Source organism: Streptomyces sp. NPDC051310, assembly GCF_044455245.1.
In the GTDB taxonomy this organism is placed as follows: Bacteria; Actinomycetota; Actinomycetes; order Streptomycetales; family Streptomycetaceae; genus Streptomyces.
On the sequence record NZ_JBITEO010000017.1, the window covers coordinates 64,580 to 86,630 of the forward strand.

14 protein-coding genes are annotated in these 22,051 nt (G+C 72.2%); 10 read left to right on the top strand and 4 right to left on the bottom strand.

Going from position 1 to position 22,051, the window contains the following annotated elements:
• Nucleotides 1–25: 25 nt before the first annotated feature.
• Together ACIA79_RS23545 and ACIA79_RS23550 are read right to left on the bottom strand one after the other, a co-directional pair.
• On the bottom strand, nucleotides 26–1,201 hold the full coding sequence (locus ACIA79_RS23545; RefSeq protein WP_399430315.1) for a trypsin-like serine peptidase: 1,176 nt from the start codon (nucleotides 1,199–1,201) through the stop codon (nucleotides 26–28).
• A gap of 217 nt (nucleotides 1,202–1,418) precedes the next feature.
• Nucleotides 1,419–2,594, bottom strand: a complete 1,176-nt coding sequence (locus ACIA79_RS23550) for a trypsin-like serine peptidase (RefSeq protein ID WP_399430316.1) — start codon at nucleotides 2,592–2,594, stop codon at nucleotides 1,419–1,421.
• 215 nt (nucleotides 2,595–2,809) lie between these two features.
• Here ACIA79_RS23550 and ACIA79_RS23555 point away from each other — a divergent pair, with 215 nt between their 5' ends.
• The 5 genes from ACIA79_RS23555 (at nucleotide 2,810) to ACIA79_RS23575 (ending at nucleotide 11,069) form a co-directional block, all read left to right on the top strand.
• The gene (locus ACIA79_RS23555) at nucleotides 2,810–4,192 is read left to right on the top strand and encodes a diaminobutyrate--2-oxoglutarate transaminase family protein (protein ID WP_399430317.1); all 1,383 of its coding nucleotides are present in this window, start codon (nucleotides 2,810–2,812) and stop codon (nucleotides 4,190–4,192) included.
• Between the two features lie 30 nt (nucleotides 4,193–4,222).
• A complete protein-coding gene (locus ACIA79_RS23560) occupies nucleotides 4,223–6,235 on the top strand; it encodes an IucA/IucC family protein (RefSeq protein ID WP_399430318.1) in 2,013 nt (670 codons plus the stop codon).
• A 38-nt stretch (nucleotides 6,236–6,273) separates the two neighbouring features.
• Nucleotides 6,274–7,038 carry a GNAT family N-acetyltransferase gene (locus ACIA79_RS23565; protein ID WP_399430319.1) on the top strand — a complete coding sequence of 255 codons (765 nt, stop codon included), beginning with the start codon at nucleotides 6,274–6,276 and terminating at the stop codon, nucleotides 7,036–7,038.
• Nucleotides 7,039–7,111: 73 nt separating this feature from the next.
• Nucleotides 7,112–9,028 carry an IucA/IucC family protein gene (locus tag ACIA79_RS23570; RefSeq protein WP_399430320.1) on the top strand — a complete coding sequence of 639 codons (1,917 nt, stop codon included), beginning with the start codon at nucleotides 7,112–7,114 and terminating at the stop codon, nucleotides 9,026–9,028.
• A 64-nt stretch (nucleotides 9,029–9,092) separates the two neighbouring features.
• Nucleotides 9,093–11,069: an ATP-dependent DNA helicase gene (locus ACIA79_RS23575; protein ID WP_399430321.1), complete on the top strand. Its 1,977-nt coding sequence runs from the start codon at nucleotides 9,093–9,095 to the stop codon at nucleotides 11,067–11,069.
• A 469-nt stretch (nucleotides 11,070–11,538) separates the two neighbouring features.
• Here ACIA79_RS23575 and lexA read toward each other — a convergent pair whose 3' ends face one another.
• Entirely contained in the window at nucleotides 11,539–12,324 is a 786-nt protein-coding gene (gene lexA / locus ACIA79_RS23580; RefSeq protein WP_399430322.1) for a transcriptional repressor LexA, read from the bottom strand.
• Between the two features lie 744 nt (nucleotides 12,325–13,068).
• Here lexA and nrdR point away from each other — a divergent pair.
• Together nrdR and ACIA79_RS23590 are read left to right on the top strand one after the other, a co-directional pair.
• Nucleotides 13,069–13,581, top strand: a complete 513-nt coding sequence (nrdR, locus tag ACIA79_RS23585; protein WP_399430323.1) for a transcriptional regulator NrdR — start codon at nucleotides 13,069–13,071, stop codon at nucleotides 13,579–13,581.
• Nucleotides 13,582–13,742: 161 nt separating this feature from the next.
• Nucleotides 13,743–16,640 (top strand): vitamin B12-dependent ribonucleotide reductase, encoded by a 2,898-nt coding sequence (locus ACIA79_RS23590; protein WP_399430324.1) that lies wholly within the window; start codon nucleotides 13,743–13,745, stop codon nucleotides 16,638–16,640.
• Between the two features lie 187 nt (nucleotides 16,641–16,827).
• On the opposite strand, the gene ACIA79_RS23595 is transcribed toward ACIA79_RS23590, so the two are convergent.
• Nucleotides 16,828–17,358 (bottom strand): TerD family protein, encoded by a 531-nt coding sequence (locus ACIA79_RS23595; RefSeq protein ID WP_399430325.1) that lies wholly within the window; start codon nucleotides 17,356–17,358, stop codon nucleotides 16,828–16,830.
• A gap of 196 nt (nucleotides 17,359–17,554) precedes the next feature.
• On the opposite strand from ACIA79_RS23595, the gene ACIA79_RS23600 reads away from it, so the two are divergent.
• The 3 genes from ACIA79_RS23600 (at nucleotide 17,555) to ACIA79_RS23610 (ending at nucleotide 21,508) form a co-directional block, all read left to right on the top strand.
• A complete protein-coding gene (locus tag ACIA79_RS23600) occupies nucleotides 17,555–18,160 on the top strand; it encodes a YdbC family protein (protein WP_399430326.1) in 606 nt (201 codons plus the stop codon).
• A gap of 242 nt (nucleotides 18,161–18,402) precedes the next feature.
• Nucleotides 18,403–19,323 carry an ADP-ribosylglycohydrolase family protein gene (locus ACIA79_RS23605; protein ID WP_399430327.1) on the top strand — a complete coding sequence of 307 codons (921 nt, stop codon included), beginning with the start codon at nucleotides 18,403–18,405 and terminating at the stop codon, nucleotides 19,321–19,323.
• A gap of 379 nt (nucleotides 19,324–19,702) precedes the next feature.
• Nucleotides 19,703–21,508: a DUF4153 domain-containing protein gene (locus ACIA79_RS23610; protein WP_399430328.1), complete on the top strand. Its 1,806-nt coding sequence runs from the start codon at nucleotides 19,703–19,705 to the stop codon at nucleotides 21,506–21,508.
• The last annotated feature ends 543 nt before the right edge of the window (nucleotides 21,509–22,051 follow it).

Genomic DNA, 22,051 nt, shown 5'->3' on the forward strand with positions numbered 1-22,051 from the left:
GCGAGGGGGCGGGCCTGCGGCTTGGTCACCGGCCGGCGAACTTGTCGCTCATCATCGTGTAGATCTGCTGCGCGCCCGGGCCGAGGCGCGGGCCCGCCAGCCAGCCGGCCGTGACCGGGCCGATCGAGGTGTTCGACACCAGCGCCAGCTTGCCGTTGGGCATCTCACGGAACCAGCCGCCACCGGAGGAACCGCCGGTCATGGTGCAGCCGATCCGCCACATCGTCGGCGTACCGGGGCTGAGCGCCAGGCGGCCGGGGCGGTCGACGCACTTGTGCATCAGCGCACCGTCGTACGGGGCGGCGGCCGGGTAGCCCCAGGCGCCCATCGCCGGGATGCTCTGCGCCTCGGGGGCCTGGAAGTCGACGTCGAGGGCGACCCCGACGGTCTCCTCCAGCGACTTGCCGCCGTTCTCCGGCTTCACGTGCATCACGGCGTAGTCGTAGGGAGCGCCCGCGCCGCCGGTCGGGCCGCCGTCGGAGATCCACTCGTTGGACGTCGCCACCCAGTCCGCCCAGTACACGCCGTACGGAGCGACCTCCTGCGGCGGGGCGCTCTGCAGCTGCGCCGGGGACTTGCCCAGGTCGTTGTACGCGGGGACGAAGGCGATGTTGCGGTACCAGCCGCCCGCCTGTCCGGCGTGCACGCAGTGGCCGGCGGTCCACACCAGGTTCGACCTGCCCGGGTTCTTCGGGTCCTTGATGACGGTGGCCGAGCAGACCATCGAGCCTTCGGGGGCGTCGAAGAAGACCTTGCCGACCGGGGCCGCGTTCTCGTGGTACGGCTTCTTCTCGGGCTCGGCCCGGACCGGGCGCGGCTCCGGGTCGGTGACGCCCTGGTCACCGGAGATGCTCCCGGCGGCCATGGTCTTCTGCGGCGACGTGGCGGACTGCATCCGCTCGGGCTTCCACAGCCCCTCGATCACCGGGTTGACGAAGTCCTTGGCCTCACGCAGCCACGTGTCCTTGTCCCAGTTCTTCCACTCGCCGTTCTTCCACTTCTCCGGGTCGACATCGTGCTCCTTGAGCTTGTCGGCCAGGTCCTTCGGAAGCTCGGCACCGCCCTGACCGTCCCCGGCCGCGGAACTCGCGGCGGCCGGCTTGCCGGACGCGGCGTCCTCGGTGGGGCCACAGGCCGTGGCCGTCAGCGCGAGCGCCGAGGCCAGACCGGTGACGGCCAGCAATGGACGTATGGATCGCATGAAAACGACTCCCCCATGAAGGCGCAGGAAAGGGCCTGCGTATTGCCATGTACTTGTCACATTTGTCGCGCACGGCGGCGGTCTTCCGGGACCGCGGCACGAGGACGCGCCTCACTCTGTGCAGGTGGTGCCGGGGCGCATTGCCACCCGCCACCACCTGCACGGACTCTCCACGCCGAGGCCGGCGCACGCAGCGACCACCGGCCGCTGCCGGCGGCTACCGGCCCGCGAACTTCCTGCTGACCTCGACGTACACGCCCTTGGCCTCGTCACCCAGGCGCGGCCCCGCCAGCCAGCCGGCCGTGACCGGGCCGATCGAGGTGTTGGACACCAGGGCCGGCTTGCCGTCCTTGCCCTGCGCGACCCAGCCGCCGCCGGACGAACCGCCGGTCATGGTGCAGCCGATCCGGTGCATCGTCGGCTGGCCCGCCTTGATCGACAGCCGGCCCGGCTTGTCCTCGCATTGGAACATCTTCTGACCGTCGAACGGCGGCGCCGCCGGGTACCCGGTCGCCGTCATGCTCGCGATCTTCTGCGTGGCCGGGGCGGCGAACTCCACCGGAAGGGCCGAACCGACAGTCTCCTCCAGCGACTTGCCGTTGCCGCCCTTCTCCGGGGTCACGTGGATGACCGCGAAGTCGTACGGCGCGCCCTGACCGCCGGTCGTGGCACCCTCGTCGATCCACTGCTCCGACGTCTGCGCCCAGTCGCCCCACCACACGCCGTAGGGAGCGACCTCTTCACGCGACGCCTTCTCCAGCTCGGCGGTCGACTTGCCGCTGTCGTTGTACGACGGCACGAAGGCGATGTTGCGGTACCAGCCGCCGCTCTTGCCGGCGTGGACGCAGTGGCCCGCGGTCCACACCAGGTTGGACTTGCCGGGGTTCGCCGGGTCCTCGACCACCGTCGCCGAGCACACCATCGGGCCCTGCGGTCCGTCGAAGAGGAGCTTGCCGGCCTCCGGGACGCCGGAGTGGTACGGCGCCGCGACCGGCTGCGCCTGGACCGGCTCCGGCGTCGGGTCGGTCACGCCGTCGTCACCGGAGATGTCCCCCTCCTCGACCGGACGCTCCGGCTCCTCCGCCTCCCGCATCCGGTCCGGGTCCCACAGGTCCTCGATGATCGGGTTGACGAAGTCCTTGGCCTCACGCAGCCACGTGTCCTTGTCCCAGTTCTTCCACTCGCCGTTCTTCCACTTGTCCAGATCGATCCCGTGCTCCTTGAGCCGGTCCTTCAGGTCCTCGGGAATCGTGATCTTCCCGTCGGCGGTCGGGCCGGCGGAAGCGGCGGGGTCGCCGCCCGCGTTGTCCTCGGTCGGGCCGCACGCAGTGGCCGTCAGCGCCAGCGCGGCGGCGACGGATGCTGCGGCGAGCAGCGGACGAATGGGTCGCATGTCGTGATCCCCCTGGGACTTCGTAAACCAAGCACGTCTTCGACTAGGGCACCGGAGTGCGGCCCCCACTATGCCGGTGCCGATGGGGACGGCGTACGGCAGGTCCGCGGTTCCACCGCGCAAGGATCTCCACCGATGGCCGTGATCCCGGGCAGGCACCGTCGTTGGTACGGACGGGGGACACGCAACCGCTCCAGCCGGGAGGACCCGAAGACGTGGCCGCGACCGAACCGACCACGGTGGCGCCGCCCGCCGCGCACGAAGGCATCCTGCGCCGCCAGTCACTCCGCGAATCGGCGGCCCGCACCTACGCACGCTCCCTGCCCATCGTGCCCGTACGGGCCAGGGGCCTGACCATCGAGGGCGCCGACGGACGGCGCTACCTCGACTGCCTCTCCGGAGCCGGCACCCTGGCCCTCGGCCACAACCACCCGGTGGTCCTGGAAGCCATCAAGAAGGTCCTCGACTCGGGAGCCCCGCTCCACGTCCTGGACCTCGCCACCCCGGTCAAGGACGCCTTCACCACCGAGCTGTTCGCGACGCTCCCGCGTGAACTCGCCGACGACGCACGGATCCAGTTCTGCGGGCCGGCCGGCACCGACGCGGTCGAGGCCGCGCTGAAACTGGTGCGCACCGCCACCGGACGCACCGGGCTGCTCGCCTTCACCGGCGCCTACCACGGCATGACGGCCGGAGCCCTCGACGCCTCCGGCGGCGCCACCGACGTGCGGGTCACCCGCCTGCCCTACCCCCACGACTACCGCTGTCCCTTCGGCACCGGCGGCGAACGCGGCGCCGAACTCGCCGCCCGCTGGACGGAGCACCTCCTCGACGATCCCAAGGGGGGCGTGCCGGCCCCGGCCGGGATGATCCTCGAACCCGTACAGGGCGAGGGCGGCGTGATCCCCGCCCCCGACGACTGGCTGCGGCGCATGCGCCGCATCACCGCCGACCGCTCCATCCCCCTCATCGCCGACGAGGTGCAGACGGGCGTCGGCCGCACCGGGGCCTTCTGGGCGGTCGACCACAGCGGTGTCGTCCCGGACGTGATGGTCATGTCCAAGGCCATCGGCGGTTCCCTCCCGCTGGCCGTCATCGTCTACCGGTCGGCGCTCGACGCCTGGCAGCCCGGCGCCCACGCCGGAACCTTCCGCGGCAACCAGCTCGCCATGGCGGCCGGGACCGCCACCCTCGCCTTCGTACGCGAGAACCGGCTCGCCGAGCGGGCGGCGACCCTCGGCGCCCGCATGCTGGGCCGGCTCCAGGGCCTCGCCGCCACCCACCCCTGCATCGGCGACGTACGCGGCCGGGGGCTGATGATCGGCGTCGAACTCGTCGACCCGGACGCCGACGACGGCACCCGCGACGGCACCCCGCCCCCGGCCCCCTCCCTCGCGGCCGCCGTCCAGCGGGCCTGCCTCGACCGCGGCCTCATCGTCGAACTCGGCGGCCGTCACTCCGCCGTCGTCCGCCTCCTGCCGCCCCTCACCCTCACCGACGAACAGGCCACGGCGGTCCTCGACCGCTTCGCCGACGCACTGGCCGCCGCGGAACGCGGCCGGCAGCACCACCCCGACGACACAGGACCGTCCCGCTGACCCCGAACACCCTCACCAGAAAGTCCCCTCGTGAACGCCACCCCCGCACCCGAAGCAGCCGACGCCGACGGCCCGCCCACCCCGTCCCCCGCAGGGCACACACCCCTGAGCCGAGGCCCCCGCGCGGTCGAATCGACGACGGTGCCGCGTCAGCAGCCGGGGGCGTACGCCGAGCGGCGCACCCCCGCCGCCGCGCCCGGCGAGGACCCCCTGGACGACCCGGACCCCCGGCGCGCGGCGGACGCGGCGACCATCGAGAACCTGCTGCGCTGCTGGGTACGGGAGAAGAACCTGGCCGAACCGGCCGGCGGCACCCTGCGCATCCCGCTCGACGCCAGCGGCACCGCCCTGCTCGTCCCCGTCCACTACTGGTCCCCGACCGGCTGGCACCGCTTCGGGCCGCCCGCCCTCGAAGGCGTACCGCGCAGCGCCGCACCGGCCGACGCGGTGACCGTCGCAGCCCTGATCAACCGCGAGGCCCACCACACGGCGACCCGGCAGGCGGGCCCCGGGCCCGACGCGGCACACCGCTACGGACCGGCCGTGCACGCGGGCGGGGAGCCCGCCCCGGGAGCGGACCACACACCGCACGGCAGCGGAACCGGCCACCACGACGGTGCCGACCTCGTCGGCCGCGTCGCCGACTCCGCACGGCGCACCGCCGCGTTCCTCACCCACCGCCGCAGCCGGCCCGCGCCCGCGCCCGACGCCGATCCGTTCCTCGCCGGCGAGCAGTGCCTCCTGCTCGGCCACCCCCTCCATCCCACGCCCAAGAGCCGCGAGGGACTCTCCGACGGCGAAGCCCGCCTCTACTCGCCCGAGTTGTACGGCTCCTTCCCCCTGCACTGGATGGCCGTGGACCGCTCCGTCCTCGCCACCGACTCCGCCTGGACCGAACAGGGCCGCCCCCTGCCCGCGGAACAGCTCACCGCCCGGCTCGCCAGGGACCTGCACCTCCCCGACCACACCGTCGCCCTGCCCCTCCACCCCTGGCAGGCCCGCGACCTGCACCACCGCCCGCAGGTCGCCGAGCTCATGACCGCAGGCCTCCTCCGCGACCTGGGCCCGCACGGCGCCCCCTGGTATCCCACCTCGTCCGTCCGCACCGTGCACCGGCCGGGCTCCCCGGCCATGCTCAAGCTCTCCCTCGGCGTCCGCATCACCAACTCCCGCCGCGAGAACCTGCGCAAGGAGCTCCACCGGGGCGTCGAAGTGCACCGCCTGATGCGCACCGGCCTTGCCAGGCAGTGGCGGGCCACCCACCCCGGCTTCGACATCGTCCGGGACCCGGCCTGGCTCGCCGTCGACACCCCCTGCGGCGAGCCCGTCCCCGGACTCGACGTCATGCTCCGCCACAACCCCTTCGGCCCCGGCGACGACGCCGTGTGCGTCGCGAGCCTCACCACCCCACGCCCCTGGCCCGGCAGCGCCCGCATGCAGTCCCGCCTCGCCGCCACCGTCTCCCGGCTCGCCGCCCGCACCGGCCGGCCCACCGGAGCGGTCGCCGCCGAGTGGTTCCTGCGCTACCTCGACCACGTCGTGCGCCCGGTGCTCTGGCTGGACGGCACCGCCGGGGTCGCCCTGGAAGCCCACCAGCAGAACACCCTGGTCATCCTCGACCCGGCCGGCTGGCCCATCGGCGGCCGCTACCGCGACAACCAGGGCTACTACTTCCGCGAGTCCCACCGCACCGCACTGGAGGAGCGGCTCCCCGGCATCGGCGCCGTGAGCGACACCTTCGTCTCGGACGCCGTCACCGACGAGCGCTTCGCCTACTACCTCGGCATCAACAACGTCTTCGGACTGATCGGGGCGTTCGGAGCGCAGCGCCTCGCCGACGAACGCCTCCTCCTCGCCGCCTTCCGCCAGTTCCTGTGCTCCGCCCGCGCCCTCGGCTCCCCCCTGCCGGACCGTCTGCTGGAGAGCCCCACCCTGCGGTGCAAGGCCAACCTCCTCACCCGGGTGCACGGCCTGGACGAACTCGTCGGCCCGGTCGACACCCAGTCCGTCTACGTCACCATCGCCAACCCCCTGCACACCTGAACCGGTCCCGGCCCACCGAGCCGCCGAGAGGAGCGCCCATGCCTCCCACCCATGCGAGCACCGGCACCGGCACCGGCACCGGCACCGGTCTCAGTCCCCAGCCCCGGCCGGAACCCGACGGTGCGGATACGGAAGACACGCTGGACATGCGGCTGCCCGACGAGCTCATCGCCCTCCTGGCGGGGGAGCAGCCCCTCCTCGTCGACCCACCGCAGGACACCACCACCGACGGCGATCTCCTCGACGGAGTCGCCGGCTGGGACACTGCCACCACCCCCGCGGGCGTCCTCCGCCTCGTACCCGTACGCATCGAGCGCGACCTCCCCCTGATCACCCGCTGGATGAACGACCCTGCCGTCGCCGCCTTCTGGGAGCTCGCCGGACCCGCGGCCGTCACCGCTGCCCATCTGCGGACCCAACTCGACGGGGACGGCCGCAGCGTGCCCTGCCTCGGCGTCCTCGACGGCGCCCCCATGAGCTACTTCGAGCTGTACCGGGCCGACCTCGACCCCCTGGCCCGGCACTACCCGGCCCGCCTCCACGACACCGGCATCCACCTCCTCATCGGGGGCGTCGCCGACCGCGGCCGCGGCCTCGGCACCACCCTCCTGCGGGCCGTCGCCGACCTCGTGCTCGACCACCGCCCCAGCTGTTCCCGTGTCATCGCCGAACCCGACCTGCGCAACACCCCTTCCGTCTCCGCCTTCATGACCGCCGGTTTCCGCTTCTGCGCGGAACTCGACCTTCCGGACAAGAGAGCCGCCCTGATGATCCGCGACCGCGCCCTGCGACACCTGCTGTGAACATCCCCCGCCTCCGCCCCTTCGTCTTATGCACACCGCCCGATCCACATCGGTTCGACCCCGAGGAGTCCACGTGCCGAAGTCCCCTGCCGTCCCCGACTCCGCGGATCCGTCCGCCCCGTCCCCGTCCACCCCGCTCCCGGCCGACCCGCCGGCGGCCACACCGCCCGAGCTGACCGCCGCGGCGTGGGAGCGGGTATCGCGCCGCCTGCTCGCCAAGATGATCGGCGAGTTCGCCTACGAAGAGATCATCCAGCCAGTCCGGCAGGCCGCCGCCGTGCCGCCCCCGGCCGCGCCCCCCGCTCCGTCCCCGGCCGCCGCCCCGGCCGCGAGCGCCCCCGCCGCCCCGGCCCCGGCCGGGGACCCGTACACGCTCCGGCTCGACGACGGCGGCACCCTCACCTTCACCGCACGCCGCACCGCGTACGGGAGCTGGCGGGTGGCTCCCGACTCCATCGCCTGCGACGGGCACCCCTTCACGGACGCGCTCGCCTTCCTCGTGCGCGCCCGGGGCCTGCTCTCCCTCGACGGCGCCACCCTCGGCCACCTGCTGCGGGAGCTGACCACCACGCTCGCCGCCGACACCCGCCTCGACCACACCGCACTCACCGCCGACCGGCTCGCCGATCTCGGCTACGCGGAACTGGAGGGCCACCAGACCGGGCACCCGTGGATCGTCCTCAACAAAGGGCGCATCGGCTTCTCCGCCGGCGACGCCGCCCGCTGGGCACCCGAAGCCCGCAGACCGGGTCCGCTGCCGTGGATCGCCGTCAGCACCGAGCTCGCCGCCTACCGGGGAGTCGCCGGCCTCGAACGCCCCGAGCAGCTCTACGCCCGCGAACTCGACCCCGTCGTGCACGAGTCGTTCACCACCGTGCTGCGGGACCGCGGCCTCGACCCGGCCGCCTACCTCCTCCTCCCCGTCCACCCTTGGCAGTGGGACGAGGTGCTCCTGCCCCTCTACGCACCGGCGATCGCACACAACCGGATCGTGCCCCTCGGCACCGACAACGACCTGCGGCTTCCCCAGCAGTCCGTGCGCACCTTCCTCAACACCAGCCACCCGGACCGCCACACCGTCAAGCTGCCGCTGTCCGTCCTCAACACCCTGGTCTGGCGCGGTCTGCCCACCACCCGCACCCTCGCCGCCCCGGCCGTCACCGCCTGGGTGCACGCACTGCGGGACAACGACCCGTTCCTGCGGGACGAGTGCGGGGTGATCCTGCTGGGCGAAGTCGCCTCCGTCACCGTCGAGCACCCCCTGTACGACCACCTGCCCGAGGTCCCGTACCAGTACAAGGAGCTCCTCGGGGCGATCTGGCGCGAGCCCCTCCTGCTCCCGCCCGGGGAGCGCGCCCGTACCCTCGCCTCCCTGCTCCACACCGATCCGCACGGCCGCGCCTTCACCGCAGAGCTCGTCGCCAGGTCGGGGCTCGCCCCCGCGGTCTGGCTCCGGCACCTCTTCGCGGCCCTGCTGCCGCCGCTGATCCACTTCCTCCACCGCTACGGCACCGTGTTCTCCCCGCACGGCGAGAACGCCATCGTCGTCTTCGACGACCGGGACGTGCCCGTACGGCTGGCGATCAAGGACTTCGTCGACGACATCAACGTCAGCGCGCACCCGCTGCCGGAGCACGGGACGATGCCCGACGACGTACGGGCCATCCTGCTCACCGAGGACCCGGGCTTCCTGACCCAGTTCATCCATTCCGGTCTCTTCATCGGGGTCTTCCGCTACCTGGCCCCCCTGTGCGAGGAGCAACTGGGGGTCCCGGAGCGTGACTTCTGGTCACTCGTACGGGCGGAGATCGTCAGGTACCAGACCCGCTTCCCGGAGCTGAAGGACCGTTTCGAGCTCTTCGACCTGCTCACGCCCCGCATCGAGCGGCTGTGCCTCAACCGCAACCGGCTGCACCTCGACGGCTACCGCGACCGCCCGGAACGCCCGCACGCGGCCGTCCACGGCACCGTCCCCAACCCACTGGCGTGATCACGGCCGTCCCGGTGATCGGCGGGACCGGATTGTCAGTGCCGCACCGTAGGGTGGACGGGCTATGACGAAGCCATCCCTCCCCGATCTCCTCCACGCCGCCGTCACCGCCGTCGGCGGCGTGGAACGGCCAGGCCAGGTCACCATGGCCGAGGCCGTTGCCCAGGCCATCGACGACGGCTCCCACCTCCTCGTCCAGGCCGGCACCGGCACCGGCAAGTCCCTGGGCTACCTGGTGCCCGCCCTGGCGCACGGGGACCGGGTCGTGGTGGCGACCGCGACCCTGGCCCTCCAGCGGCAGCTGGTCGAGCGGGACCTGCCGCGTACGGTCGAGGCGCTGCACCCGCAGCTGCGCCGCCGCCCGGAGTTCGCCATGCTCAAGGGGCGGTCGAACTACCTGTGCCTGCACCGTCTGCACGAGGGCGTCCCGCAGGACGACGAGGACGGTCTCTTCGACGCCTTCGAGGCCGCGGCGCCCACCAGCAAGCTGGGCAAGGACCTGCTCCGGCTGCGGGACTGGTCGGACGAGACCGAGACCGGTGACCGGGACGATCTGACGCCGGGTGTCTCCGACCGGGCCTGGGCCCAGGTGTCCGTCTCTTCGCGGGAGTGCCTGGGCGCGTCGAAGTGCGCGTACGGGGCGGAGTGCTTCGCCGAGGCCGCCCGCGAGCGGGCCAAGCTCGCCGAGGTCGTGGTGACCAACCACGCCCTGCTCGCCATCGACGCGATCGAGGGCGCCCCGGTGCTGCCGCAGCACGAGGTGCTGATCGTCGACGAGGCCCATGAGCTGGTGTCCCGGGTCACCGGCGTCGCCACCGGCGAACTCACCCCCGGCCAGGTCAACCGTGCCGTGCGCCGAGCCGCCAAGCTCGTCGACGAGAAGGTCGCGGACCAGTTGCAGACCGCCGCCGAGGGCTTCGAGCGGCTGATGGAACTGGCACTCCCCGGGCGCCTCGAAGAGATCCCGGAGGACCTCGCGTACGCCCTGATGGCGCTGCGTGACGCCGCCCGCGCCGTCATCTCGGCGCTCGGCTCGACGCGCGACCGGTCCGTGCAGGACGAGGACGCGGTCCGCAAGCAGGCCCTGGCCTCGGTGGAGACCATCCACGACGTGGCCGAGCGCATCACCGACGGCTCCGAGTACGACGTCGTCTGGTACGAGCGCCATGACCGTTTCGGGGCCTCGCTGCGCGTCGCGCCACTGTCCGTGTCGGGGCTGCTGCGGGAGAAGCTGTTCGCGGACCGGTCGGTCGTGCTCACGTCGGCGACGCTCAAGCTGGGCGGTGACTTCAACGGCGTGGGTGCGTCCCTCGGGCTGGCTCCGGAGGGTACGGAGGGCGAGGACGTACCCGTCTGGAAGGGCATCGACGTCGGCTCGCCCTTCGACTATCCGAAGCAGGGCATCCTGTACGTCGCGCGGCACCTGGCCACTCCGGGCCGCGAGGGCAGCCGCACCGACATGATGGACGAGCTCGCCGAGCTGGTGGAGGCCGCCGGCGGCCGCACCCTCGGGCTGTTCTCCTCCATGCGGGCGGCCCAGGCGGCTGCCGAGGAACTGCGCGGACGGCTCGACAAGCCGATCCTGCTGCAGGGCGAGGACACCCTCGGCGAACTGATCAAGACCTTCGCCGGCGACCCGGAGACCTGTCTGTTCGGCACCCTCTCCCTGTGGCAGGGCGTGGACGTGCCGGGTCCGAACTGCCAGCTCGTGGTCATGGACCGCATTCCGTTCCCGCGCCCGGACGATCCGCTGATGAGCGCCCGGCAGAAGGCGGTGGAGGAGGCCGGGGGCAACGGCTTCATGGCTGTGGCCGCCACCCATGCCGCCCTGCTCATGGCGCAGGGGGCGGGCCGCCTGGTGCGGGCGACGGGGGACCGGGGCGTGGTGGCCGTGCTGGACCCGCGCCTGGCCACCGCCCGGTACGGCAGCTACCTGCGGGCCTCGCTGCCGGACTTCTGGTACACCACGGACCGCAATCAGGTGCGGCGCTCGCTCGCCGCGATCGACGCCGCCGCGAAGGCGAAGGCCGAGGGCGCGTAGCCGCGCGGGTCCGCCCGGGCTCAGCCGCCCGCGCGACGGCGTGGCCCCTCGCGCGGCGCGGCGTCGGAGAGGCGGCCTGAGCCGGTCCCCGGGGGCTAGGCCCCGTCGTCACATTCCCGTCTGCCCCGCGACGCCATGCACGCACTCTCGCCGCACCGGGCCCGGACCCGAGTACATCCAGTACGAGGGTCAGGGCCCGGCACACCGAGACCACGCACCTGACGCCGCAGGGCCGCCCTTCGGGCGACGACGGGAATCTGACGACAGGGCCTAGGGGCCGCGTGGGGCGGGGCACGCGGTGGCCGGGCTGTGCCTGCGGCGACATGGGGCCGTGTGCAGCAAGCAGAGGGCTTCCCGTTCACCGCGCGGCTCGGGCTCCGCGCGGAGCTGGACTCCGGCTCCGCGGACATAGCTGGACCCCGGGACCGGCGCAGTGGGTCCCGGGGCCGTCAGGGGCGGCGGGGAGAAGTCAGACCCGCCGCAGCACCGCCACCACCTTGCCGAGGATCGTGGCCTCGTCACCGGGGATCGGCTGGTACGCCGCGTTGTGCGGGAGCAGCCAGACGTGGCCGTCCTCCCGCTTGAAGCGCTTGACCGTGGCCTCGCCGTCCAGCATGGCGGCCACGATGTCGCCGTTCTCCGCGACCGGCTGGCGGCGCACGGTCACCCAGTCGCCGTCGCAGATGGCCGCCTCGATCATCGAGTCGCCGACGACCTTGAGGACGAAGAGCTCACCGTCACCGACGAGCTGGCGAGGCAGGGGGAAGACGTCCTCCACCGACTCCTCCGCCAGGATCGGCCCACCGGCGGCGATCCGGCCGACCAGGGGGACGTACGACGCGGCGGGCTTGCCGGTCGTGTCCGTGGGCTGCGTGCTGGGCTGGTCGGAGCCGCGGACCTCGTACGCCCTGGGGCGGTGCGGGTCGCGGCGCAGGAAGCCCTTGCGCTCCAGAGCCATCAGCTGGTGGGCGACGGACGACGTGCTGGAGAGCCCGACCGCCTGGCCGATCTCCCGCATCGACGGCGGGTACCCGCGCCGCTGCACCGAGTCGCGGATGACCTCGATGACGCGCCTCTGCCGGTCCGTGAGTCCGGAGCTGTCCGCCCGGATGCCGGGAGGTCGGCCGGGCAGCGAGCGGGAGGGCTTGGGCCCCTCCGCGTTCGTGATCGCGTCATTCATGGCATGTACCGGCTCGAGTCGGCTCTGGGAGCGGTCCTGGGCAGTGATGGCGGCACTGTCTGCGGTGGTGGTCACGTCGGCCCCTCTCGAATGGTCTCCCTAGCCGGACAACGGTAGTAGCTTTCGAAAGGTTGCGCCAAACACACGTTCGAGTGAAAAATCGCGGATTGGCTTACGTGTACGTCTGGCGAGGTGTATGTGCGACCCTTCGTGCCCTCGTGGGCCCTCGGTGCGGTGGCATGTCGGGCCCTCAAGGTAACGCTCGCCGCCGACGCCCGGTGAGGCGGGGGTGAGGCGCCCAGTCTGTCATCCGGTGACCCCGGATCCGGGGCGCCGCGCCCGTCCCGTAGGCTCGTGGCCGCCGCCGCTGGTGACCGCATGCCGGTCACGCAGCGTGTCCGGCGTCCCTCCCGTCCGGCGCCGGCCGGCTCCGCCCATCGGACCTCCTGGTCCCCGGACCGCGCGGGGGCCGCCCGCGCTCCCCGCGGGGAGTGCTTGCTTCGGAGCCCGGTGCCGTTCGCCCGGCCGTGTGCGGGGCGTGCCGCTCTCCCGCGCACTCGGGTTCGATTCGTTGTGCGCGGGCATGCGTCGTTTCTGGTTCCATGTCGGTTCGGTAGGTGCCCGGCCCGCGACACGCGGTAGGCGTGGATTGACCGACCGGACCCCAGATCTAGTGGTTGTATTGCCCCGGCCGCCCAGAAGTTGTGGTCCCCGGGTCCTTCGGGGGTGTGGCGATCGCCTATGCTTAGGGCTGCTTCGAGGGGCCCGACGGGCCCTGGCGAGGCTATTCAGTCGTGCTGTGAAGGAGGGAGGGGAGCCATGCACTGCCCCTTCTGCAGGCACCCCGACAGTCGCGTCGTGGACAGTCGCACCACCGACGACGGGACGTCCATCCGGCGCCGCCGCCAGTGTCCCGACTGCTCCCGCCGTTTCACCACGGTGGAGACGTGCTCACTGATGGTGATCAAGCGCAGCGGGGTGACCGAGCCCTTCAGTCGGACCAAGGTCATCAACGGTGTCCGCAAGGCATGCCAGGGGCGGCCTGTCACCGAGGACGCCCTGGCCCAGCTCGGCCAGCGGGTCGAGGAGGCGGTGCGTGCCACCGGCAGCGCGGAGCTGACCACCCACGACGTCGGACTGGCCATACTGGGCCCGCTGCAGGAGCTCGACCTCGTCGCGTACCTGCGCTTCGCGTCCGTGTACCGCGCGTTCGACTCGCTCGAGGACTTCGAGGCCGCCATCGCGGAGCTCCGCGAACAGCGGCCACCCGCGGACGTGCGCGGGCCCGGTGCGACCCCAGAGGTCCCGGTGCCCGCGAGCGCCGCCGACTGATCGCCCCGTCCGGCGAACGGTGGCGATCCGCACCGATCGGTAGCGATCGGCAAACGACCTGTCGCAGGGGCTGTGCGTGGCACCTGTGACAACAGACAAAGACTGTGCCTTGGGAAGATCTGGGCACTTCAGGGCGTTTTTGCCCACATATGGGAGGCGGCATGACAGAGACGACGAGCGGCCCGGCACGAGGCGCCCGCGCCAAGGGAGCCAAGGTGAGCAAGGGCCTGCGTATCGAGCGCATCCACACGACCCCCGGCGTGCACCCGTACGACGAGGTCACCTGGGAGCGCCGTGACGTCGTCATGACCAACTGGCGCGACGGCTCGGTCAACTTCGAGCAGCGTGGCGTCGAGTTCCCCGACTTCTGGTCGGTGAATGCGGTCAACATCGTCACCAGCAAGTACTTCCGCGGGGCCGTCGGCACCCCGCAGCGCGAGACCGGTCTGAAGCAGCTGATCGACCGGATCGTGAAGACGTACCGCAAGGCCGGGGAGGACTACAACTACTTCGCCTCGCCCGCCGACGCCGAGATCTTCGAGCACGAACTGGCCTACGCCCTCCTGCACCAGATCTTCAGCTTCAACTCCCCGGTGTGGTTCAACGTCGGCACGCCGCAGCCCCAGCAGGTTTCCGCCTGCTTCATCCTGTCCGTCGACGACTCCATGGAGTCGATCCTCGACTGGTACAAGGAAGAGGGCATGATCTTCAAGGGCGGCTCCGGCGCCGGCCTGAACCTCTCCCGCATCCGCTCCTCCAAGGAGCTGCTCTCCTCCGGCGGCAACGCCTCCGGCCCGGTCTCCTTCATGCGCGGTGCGGACGCCTCCGCCGGAACGATCAAGTCCGGTGGTGCCACCCGCCGCGCGGCCAAGATGGTCATCCTCGACGTCGACCACCCCGACATCGAGGACTTCATCGAGACCAAGGTCAAGGAGGAGGAGAAGATCCGCGCCCTGCGCGACGCGGGCTTCGACATGGACCTGGGCGGCGACGACATCACGTCCGTCCAGTACCAGAACGCCAACAACTCCGTCCGCGTGAACGACGAGTTCATGAAGGCCGTGGAGTCCGGCAGCAAGTTCGGCCTGCGTGCCCGCATGACCGGCGAGGTCATCGAGGAGGTCGACGCCAAGGCGCTCTTCCGCAAGATGGCCGAGGCCGCCTGGGCCTGCGCCGACCCCGGCATCCAGTACGACGACACGATCAACCACTGGCACACGTGCCCGGAGTCCGGCCGCATCAACGGCTCGAACCCGTGCAGCGAGTACATGCACCTGGACAACACCTCGTGCAACCTGGCCTCGCTGAACCTGATGAAGTTCCTCAAGGACGACGGCAAGGGCCGCCAGTCGTTCGACTCCGAGCGCTTCGCCAAGGTCGTCGAGCTGGTCATCACCGCGATGGACATCTCCATCTGCTTCGCGGACTTCCCGACCCAGAAGATCGGCGAGAACACCCGCGCCTTCCGCCAGCTGGGCATCGGCTACGCCAACCTCGGCGCCCTGCTGATGGCCACGGGCCACGCGTACGACTCCGACGGCGGCCGCGCGCTGGCCGGCGCCATCACCTCGCTGATGACGGCCACCTCCTACCGCCGCTCCGCCGAGCTGGCCGCGGTCGTCGGCCCGTACGACGGCTACGCCCTCAACGCCGAGCCGCACAAGCGCGTCATGAAGCAGCACTCCGACGCCAACGCCAAGGCCGTCCGCATGGACGACCTGGACACCCCGATCTGGGCCGCCGCGACGGAGGCCTGGCAGGACGTGATCCGCCTCGGTGAGAAGAACGGTTTCCGTAACTCCCAGGCGTCCGTCATCGCCCCGACCGGCACCATCGGTCTGGCGATGTCCTGCGACACCACCGGCCTGGAGCCGGACCTCGCCCTGGTCAAGTTCAAGAAGCTGGTCGGCGGCGGCTCCATGCAGATCGTCAACGGCACCGTGCCGCAGGCCCTGCGCCGCCTGGGTTACCAGGAGGAGCAGATCGAGGCGATCGTCGCCCACATCGCCGAGCACGGCAACGTGATCGACGCCCCCGGCCTCAAGCAGGAGCACTACGAGGTCTTCGACTGCGCCATGGGCGAGCGTTCCATCTCCGCGATGGGCCACGTCCGCATGATGGCCGCCATCCAGCCCTGGATCTCCGGCGCGCTCTCCAAGACGGTCAACCTCCCCGAGACGGCCACCGTCGAGGACGTGGAAGAGGTCTACTTCGAGGCGTGGAAGATGGGCGTCAAGGCGCTCGCCATCTACCGCGACAACTGCAAGGTCGGCCAGCCCCTCTCCGCGAAGAAGAAGGAGCAGGAGAAGGCGGAGGTCACCGAGAAGGCCGAGGAGACGATCCGCGCGGCGGTCGAGAAGGTCGTCGAGTACCGCCCCGTCCGCAAGCGCCTCCCCAAGGGCCGTCCCGGCATCACCACCTCCTTCACGGTGGGCGGCGCCGAGGGCTACATGACCGCCAACTCCTACCCGGACGACGGTCTCGGCGAGGTCTTCCTGAAGATGTCCAAGCAGGGTTCGACGCTCGCGGGCATGATGGACGCCTTCTCCATCGCCGTCTCGGTCGGTCTGCAGTACGGCGTGCCCCTGGAGACGTACGTCTCGAAGTTCACCAACATGCGCTTCGAGCCGGCCGGCATGACGGACGACCCGGACGTGCGGATGGCGCAGTCGATCGTCGACTACATCTTCCGCCGCCTGGCGCTGGACTTCCTGCCCTTCGAGACCCGCTCGGCGCTCGGCATCCACTCGGCCGAGGAGCGGCAGCGCCACCTGGAGACCGGTTCGTACGAGCAGTCCGTCGACGATGTCGACGTGGACGTCGAGGGTCTCGCCCAGTCGGCGCCCCGCCAGCAGGAGGCGCCCAAGACCGTCGCGGCCACGCCGGCCAAGGCCGAGGTCCCGGCCCCGAAGCAGGCGCACACCTCGGCGGAGCTCGTCGAGATGCAGCTCGGCATCAGCGCGGACGCCCCGCTGTGCTTCTCCTGCGGTACGAAGATGCAGCGGGCCGGCTCCTGCTACATCTGCGAGGGCTGCGGCTCGACCAGCGGCTGCAGCTGACGCACGGGGCGCAGGGGGTCCTCGTGAGCACGAGGGCCCCCGACCCCCGGGGCCGCGAGCCACGGGACCCTGAGCTTCGAGCGCCCGCGGGGCGTGGAACCGGTGGAATGCCCGGGCCACGCCCCGCGGGCGTCCGCGTATCCGTGTCCGTGTGCGTGTGCGTGTGCGCGTGCGTGTGCCGTACGGGTCAGTCCTGCCGGGCGCCCATCAGGCGTGTGAAGGCCTGCGGGTCGGCGTCGAAGCCGCGCACCGTGCGGCGGTACTCCCAGCCGCCCGCTCCGTCCCGGACGAACTCGACGACGGTCGCGGCGGTCGCCTCCTGGACGTCGTGGAAATCGTGACCCTCCAGGTCCCGGTAACCCTGCCGCACGAGCACGTGCGCTCCGGACACGTCGGCGAAGGCGACGCGGCCGTCGCCCTGCTGTATGGCCACACCCACCACCACGCGCGTGTACACCGGGGCGAGCCGGAACAGCTCGAGCGTCATGAGCTCGTCGGCCCCGAATCCCTGGCCCGTCCTGCTGTCCCTGTTGAGGGTGATCGTGCCGTCCGGGGAGCGGCTGCCGAAGTGCACCAGGTAGGCCGGCTCCCCATAGGGGTCGTCCTCCCGGTAGACCGCGGCGATGATGTCGAGATCGTGGTCCGGTGCGCCGGCGGGGCTCGGGTCCCACTTGAGCGTCACCTCGACCTTCTCGACGCCCTTGTTCACACTGCTCACCGGATTCCCCTCTCTCGTCGGACCGGGTCAACTCCCCGTGGCCCCCGGCTCCTTAGCCATGGTGTCACGGGCTTCGGCACGGATCATGTGGTCGTGGATGAGCGCGCGGGCGCGGTGGTGGACGAGGCCGCCCCCGCGCGGGCCCGGTCTGCCGGAGCGTGACCCGCGCCACGTTCCCCGGCCGTACGATGGCGCGGTGCTGGTCAAGTGGATTCGCTGCACCGTGGTGGACCGTCGTGGGTTCGAGCGGGGGCAGCGGAAGTGGGCGGGGCTGCTCGGTGAGCCGGGGTTCCGGGGGCAGGGCGGCGGCTGGAGCCGCTCGCGGCCCGGTGTGGCCCATGTCTTCGCCTTCTGGGAGAGCCGGGCCTTCTACGACTCCTTCATGGCGCGGTCGCACGACCGGCTGGCGGCCTCCCAGTCGGGCACGTACAAGAACCTGCAGGCCAAGCTGTTCGACCACCGCTTCGACGTGAAGCTGGGCTTCGAGCCGCGGTTCACCGACGCCGATGTGGTCCGGGTCGCCCACAGCAGGGTCCACGAGGAGCGGGTCGAGCACTTCGCGCTGATGCAGGAGAAGGTGTGGAACCCGGCCATGGCCGGATCGCCCGGGATGCTGCGCGGGCTGTTCGGCGAGGCGCCGGGCAACGAGTTCCTGGTGCTGTCGATGTGGAAGTCGGCGGCCGAGCACGGCAAGTACCGCGCGGAGCGGGTGGAGCGCCTGGCGCTGCGCGCGCAGATCGAGGCGGACGTGGCGGCGCTGACGGGGGACGTCGTGGACCTGGAGCCGGCCTGGACGGTGTGAGGAGCCGCCCCCGGCAGCCCCCGGCGGGCGGCCTGAGGCTGCCCGGGGGCGCTTCCCCGGGTCCTGCGGGGGCTGCCGGGGGCGCTGTCCCGGGTCTCCTCGGACTCCACGCCCTTCGGACGGCGCCTTCCGGGCTCCCGCCTCGCGAGGGGACGGCTTCCGGCCTGCGGCGCGCCGCACCACCCGTACGAGCGCCGCGGACCCCTGAACCGCAGAGCATCACCGGATAGAGTGGCAGTGCGATGACCGCTGACTCCTCTCTCGACTCGCTCGACGGGCGCTTCCGACGCGCCCTGGCCAGCCTGCGCGGCCTGGCCGTGGGAGACGCCCTGGGCTCCCAGTTCTTCGTCCCCGTCCACTACCCCCTGCTGAAGAGGCGTGAGCTCCCGCCCGGCCTCTGGCAGTGGACCGACGACACCGAGATGGCCTGTTCCGTGCTCGCCGTGCTCGCCGAGCACGGCAGGGTCGACCAGGACGCGCTCGCCCGCTCCTTCGCCGAGCACCATGACTTCGACCGTGGCTACGGCCCCGCCGTCAACCGGATGCTCCGGCTGGTCCGGGAAGGCGGCGACTGGCGCGAGCTGGCCGCCGGTCTCTTCAAGGGCCAGGGCTCCTGGGGCAACGGCGCGGCCATGCGGATCGCCCCGCTCGGGGCCTGGTACGCCGACGACCCCGAGCAGGCCACGCACCAGGCGGAGATTTCGTCGTACACCACCCACCAGCACCGCGAGGCCGTGGTGGGCTGCATGGCGGTGGCCGCGGCCGCCGCCCTCGCGGCCGCTCCCGACGGGCCTCCCAAGCCCGAGGAGCTCCTCGACGGCGTCATCGCGCTGGTGCCGCGCAGCGCGGTGGGCGCTGGCCTGCGCCGGGCCCGGGACATGCTCGACTACGGCGACAGCGGGACCGTGGCCGCGGTGCTCGGCTGCGGTCGGCGTACCAGCGCGCACGACACGGTCCCGTTCGCCCTGTGGTCGGCGGCGCGCGCCCTGGGCGACTTCGAGCAGGCCTTCTGGACGACCGCCCAGGTCGGCGGTGACGTCGACACGACCTGCGCCATCGCCGGGGGAGTGGTGGCCGCCGCGGAGGGTGGGGCGCCGCCCGCGCAGTGGCTGGCGCGGACGGAGGAGCTTCCCGACTGGCTCCCCGCGGGCCCGACCGGCTGAGGTCGCGCCCGGCACCAGGTCACCGGCTGATGGCCGCGGGCGGACGTCGCCGGCTGACAGACGCCGGGCTGACGCCACCGGCAGCGGCCGGAGTGCCCCGGCCGACGGCCGGCGGGCGGGTGCCTGCCGGTCAGCAGGCCGGCCGCGCGTATGCCCGGCGGCGCGTACCGCCCAGTGTCACGGTCCTGCCACAGCACCGGGCCACCCCGCGGCGGGCAGCGTGTTCAGGGCTACCCTTTCCGCCACGCCGTCGCGTTGATCATGACAAGCGCGCGGCGAAGACACCGTGCCCCGTACGTCGCCTCAGTTGCCTCAGCCGCCTCTCACCTCAGCGCCGTGGCGAGCCGACCTGTCCGGGACCGGTCAGGAGGGGGGTCCCATGCCAGATACACCGTCCGCATCGCCCGAACCGTCGGCTCCGCCGCCGCAGGACACGCCCCCGCCGTCGCGCCCCAGGGCCCGGTCCGGGGCCGCGGGCCCGGCCGCCTCCCCGACGCCGGACCAGCCCGCCTCCCCGACGCCGGACAGGCCCGCCGCTCCGGCCGGGCCCGCCGCTCCGGCCAGGCCCTCGATGCCGGCGCCGCCCAACCCCTGGGGCGGCCCTTCCACGCCCCCGCCGGTGTCGTGGCTCGCGCGCATCCGCCCCGAGGCACCCCGCTCCGTGCCGACGGCCACCCTCTGGTCCGTCCTGGCCGCGGCCGTACTCAGTGCCGTACTGCTCGGGGACGGCCTCGGCCTCAACCTGCTCCTCGTCGCGATACCCGCTGCGCTCGCCGCGTACTTCGCCGCGAGCGCCGCCGGGCGCCGGCTCCGCCCGTGGACCGTGGTCTGGGGCACCGGCGGCCTGGCCCTTCTGGTGGTGCCCGCGCTCCGCGACGCCGGCTGGCCGACGTTCCTCGCCGTCGCCACCGCCGTCGCGATGGGCTCGCTCGCCCTGCACGGCAGCCGCACGTGGCGGGGCATCATCTTCGGGCCGATCGGGCTCGCCGAGTCCGTGGCCTCGGGCGTCGGCTGGGGCTGGCGCGGGCTGCGCGACCGCGCCGACGGCTCGCACGGCCGTTGGGGCCCGGTCCTGCGTACGACCGCGGTGGCCGCGGGGCTCCTCGTGGTGTTCGGGGCACTGTTCGCGGGGGCCGACGCCGCCTTCGCCGACCTCCTCGGCTCCCTGATGCCGGACATCGACTCGGTCGCCGACGTGCCCCTGCGCCTCTCCCTCTTCGTACTCGGTCTCGTCGGCGCGCTCGCCGCCGCGCGTACCGCCGCCGCCCCGCTGCGCTGGGACCGCCTGGAAGCGCGTCCGGGGCGGCCCCGCGGCCGACTGGAGTGGGCACTTCCGCTGATCGTGCTCAACCTGCTGTTCGCCGTCTTCAACACCGTTCAGCTCGCCGTGCTCTTCGGCGGGTACGAGAGGGTCCTCAGCGAAACCGGCCTGACCTACGCCGCGTACGCACGACAGGGCTTCTGGCAACTGCTGTGGGCCACGCTGCTCACGCTCGTGGTCATCGCCTTCGCCCTGCGCTGGGCGCCGCGCGGGGGCACGCGCGACCGCACCCTGGTCCGCTCCGTCCTCGGCTCCCTGTGTCTGCTGACCCTGGTCGTGGTCGCGTCGGCACTGCGCCGCATGGACCTCTACGTCGACGCGTACGGGCTGACGCGGCTGCGGATATCCGTGGCCGCGATGGAGCTCTGGCTCGGCGTCGTCATCGTGCTCATCATGATCGCCGGCGCCCTCGGCGCGCGCCGGCTGCCGCTGCCGCGTGCCGTCGCCGCGAGCGCCGCCGCGGGAGTCCTCGCCTTCGGGCTGATGTCGCCGGACGCGCTGGTCGCGGAGCGGAACGTGCAGCGGTACGAGACGACGGGCAAGATCGACGTCGGGTACCTGGACGGCCTGTCGGCCGACGCCGTACCGGCTCTCGACCGGCTGCCCGAGCCGCTGCGTTCCTGCGCCCTCCGCATCATCGAGGCTGAGCTGGAGGGGCAGGACGAGCCCTGGTACGCGACGAGTTGGGGCGAGCACCGGGCCCGGGCCGTCCTCGCCGAACGGGCCGTCTCCACCGTCGGCTACTCCTGCACGCCGGAGCGCAACGACATCGAGGACGAGTACGGCGACGGTGACGGCGTCGAATCCGGGGAGTCCGGCGAGTACGTCCCGCACGGCCCGCAGGGCCCGTACAGCGGCCCCTGAGAAGCCTCCGCCGTGTCGCTGAGCGCCGCCGGGTCACTCCTGCGTACGCGGATGACGATCGACTGGCAGGCCGTGATGACGGTCAGAGCGATGCCGGGGCGACCCTCGCGACGGCCTGGCCAGGAGTGACCTGTGTTTCGACGGAGAGCTGGAACAGGCCATTCTCGCAGCCGCCCTGGAGCAGTGATGCATCGTCGGCTGGAACGGCCTGACCATGGCGGGAGCCGCTGCCGGTGCGCGGACCGGCAAGGCCGCCGTCACCGGCGCCCGCCCTCCGAGGAGGGCCTCGTCGTGGAGGCGCTGGGCATCGGACTCCCGGCGTCCGGGCACGCTCCTGACCACGGGAGCGTGCCCGACGACCTGTACGAGCTCTGTCGGCGCCTGCGCGACGTGATGTCCTCCAGGCCGGCTGTGCTCTGTCTTCGGTGCTTCACGAGTGCGACAGCGCGACGGTCCAGCAATGCCCTGCGGTGATCGTCAGTGGTGTGAGCGAGCCCTCCACGGAGGTCCTCCGCCAAGCCGTACGTCGCGGAAGCGAGCGCG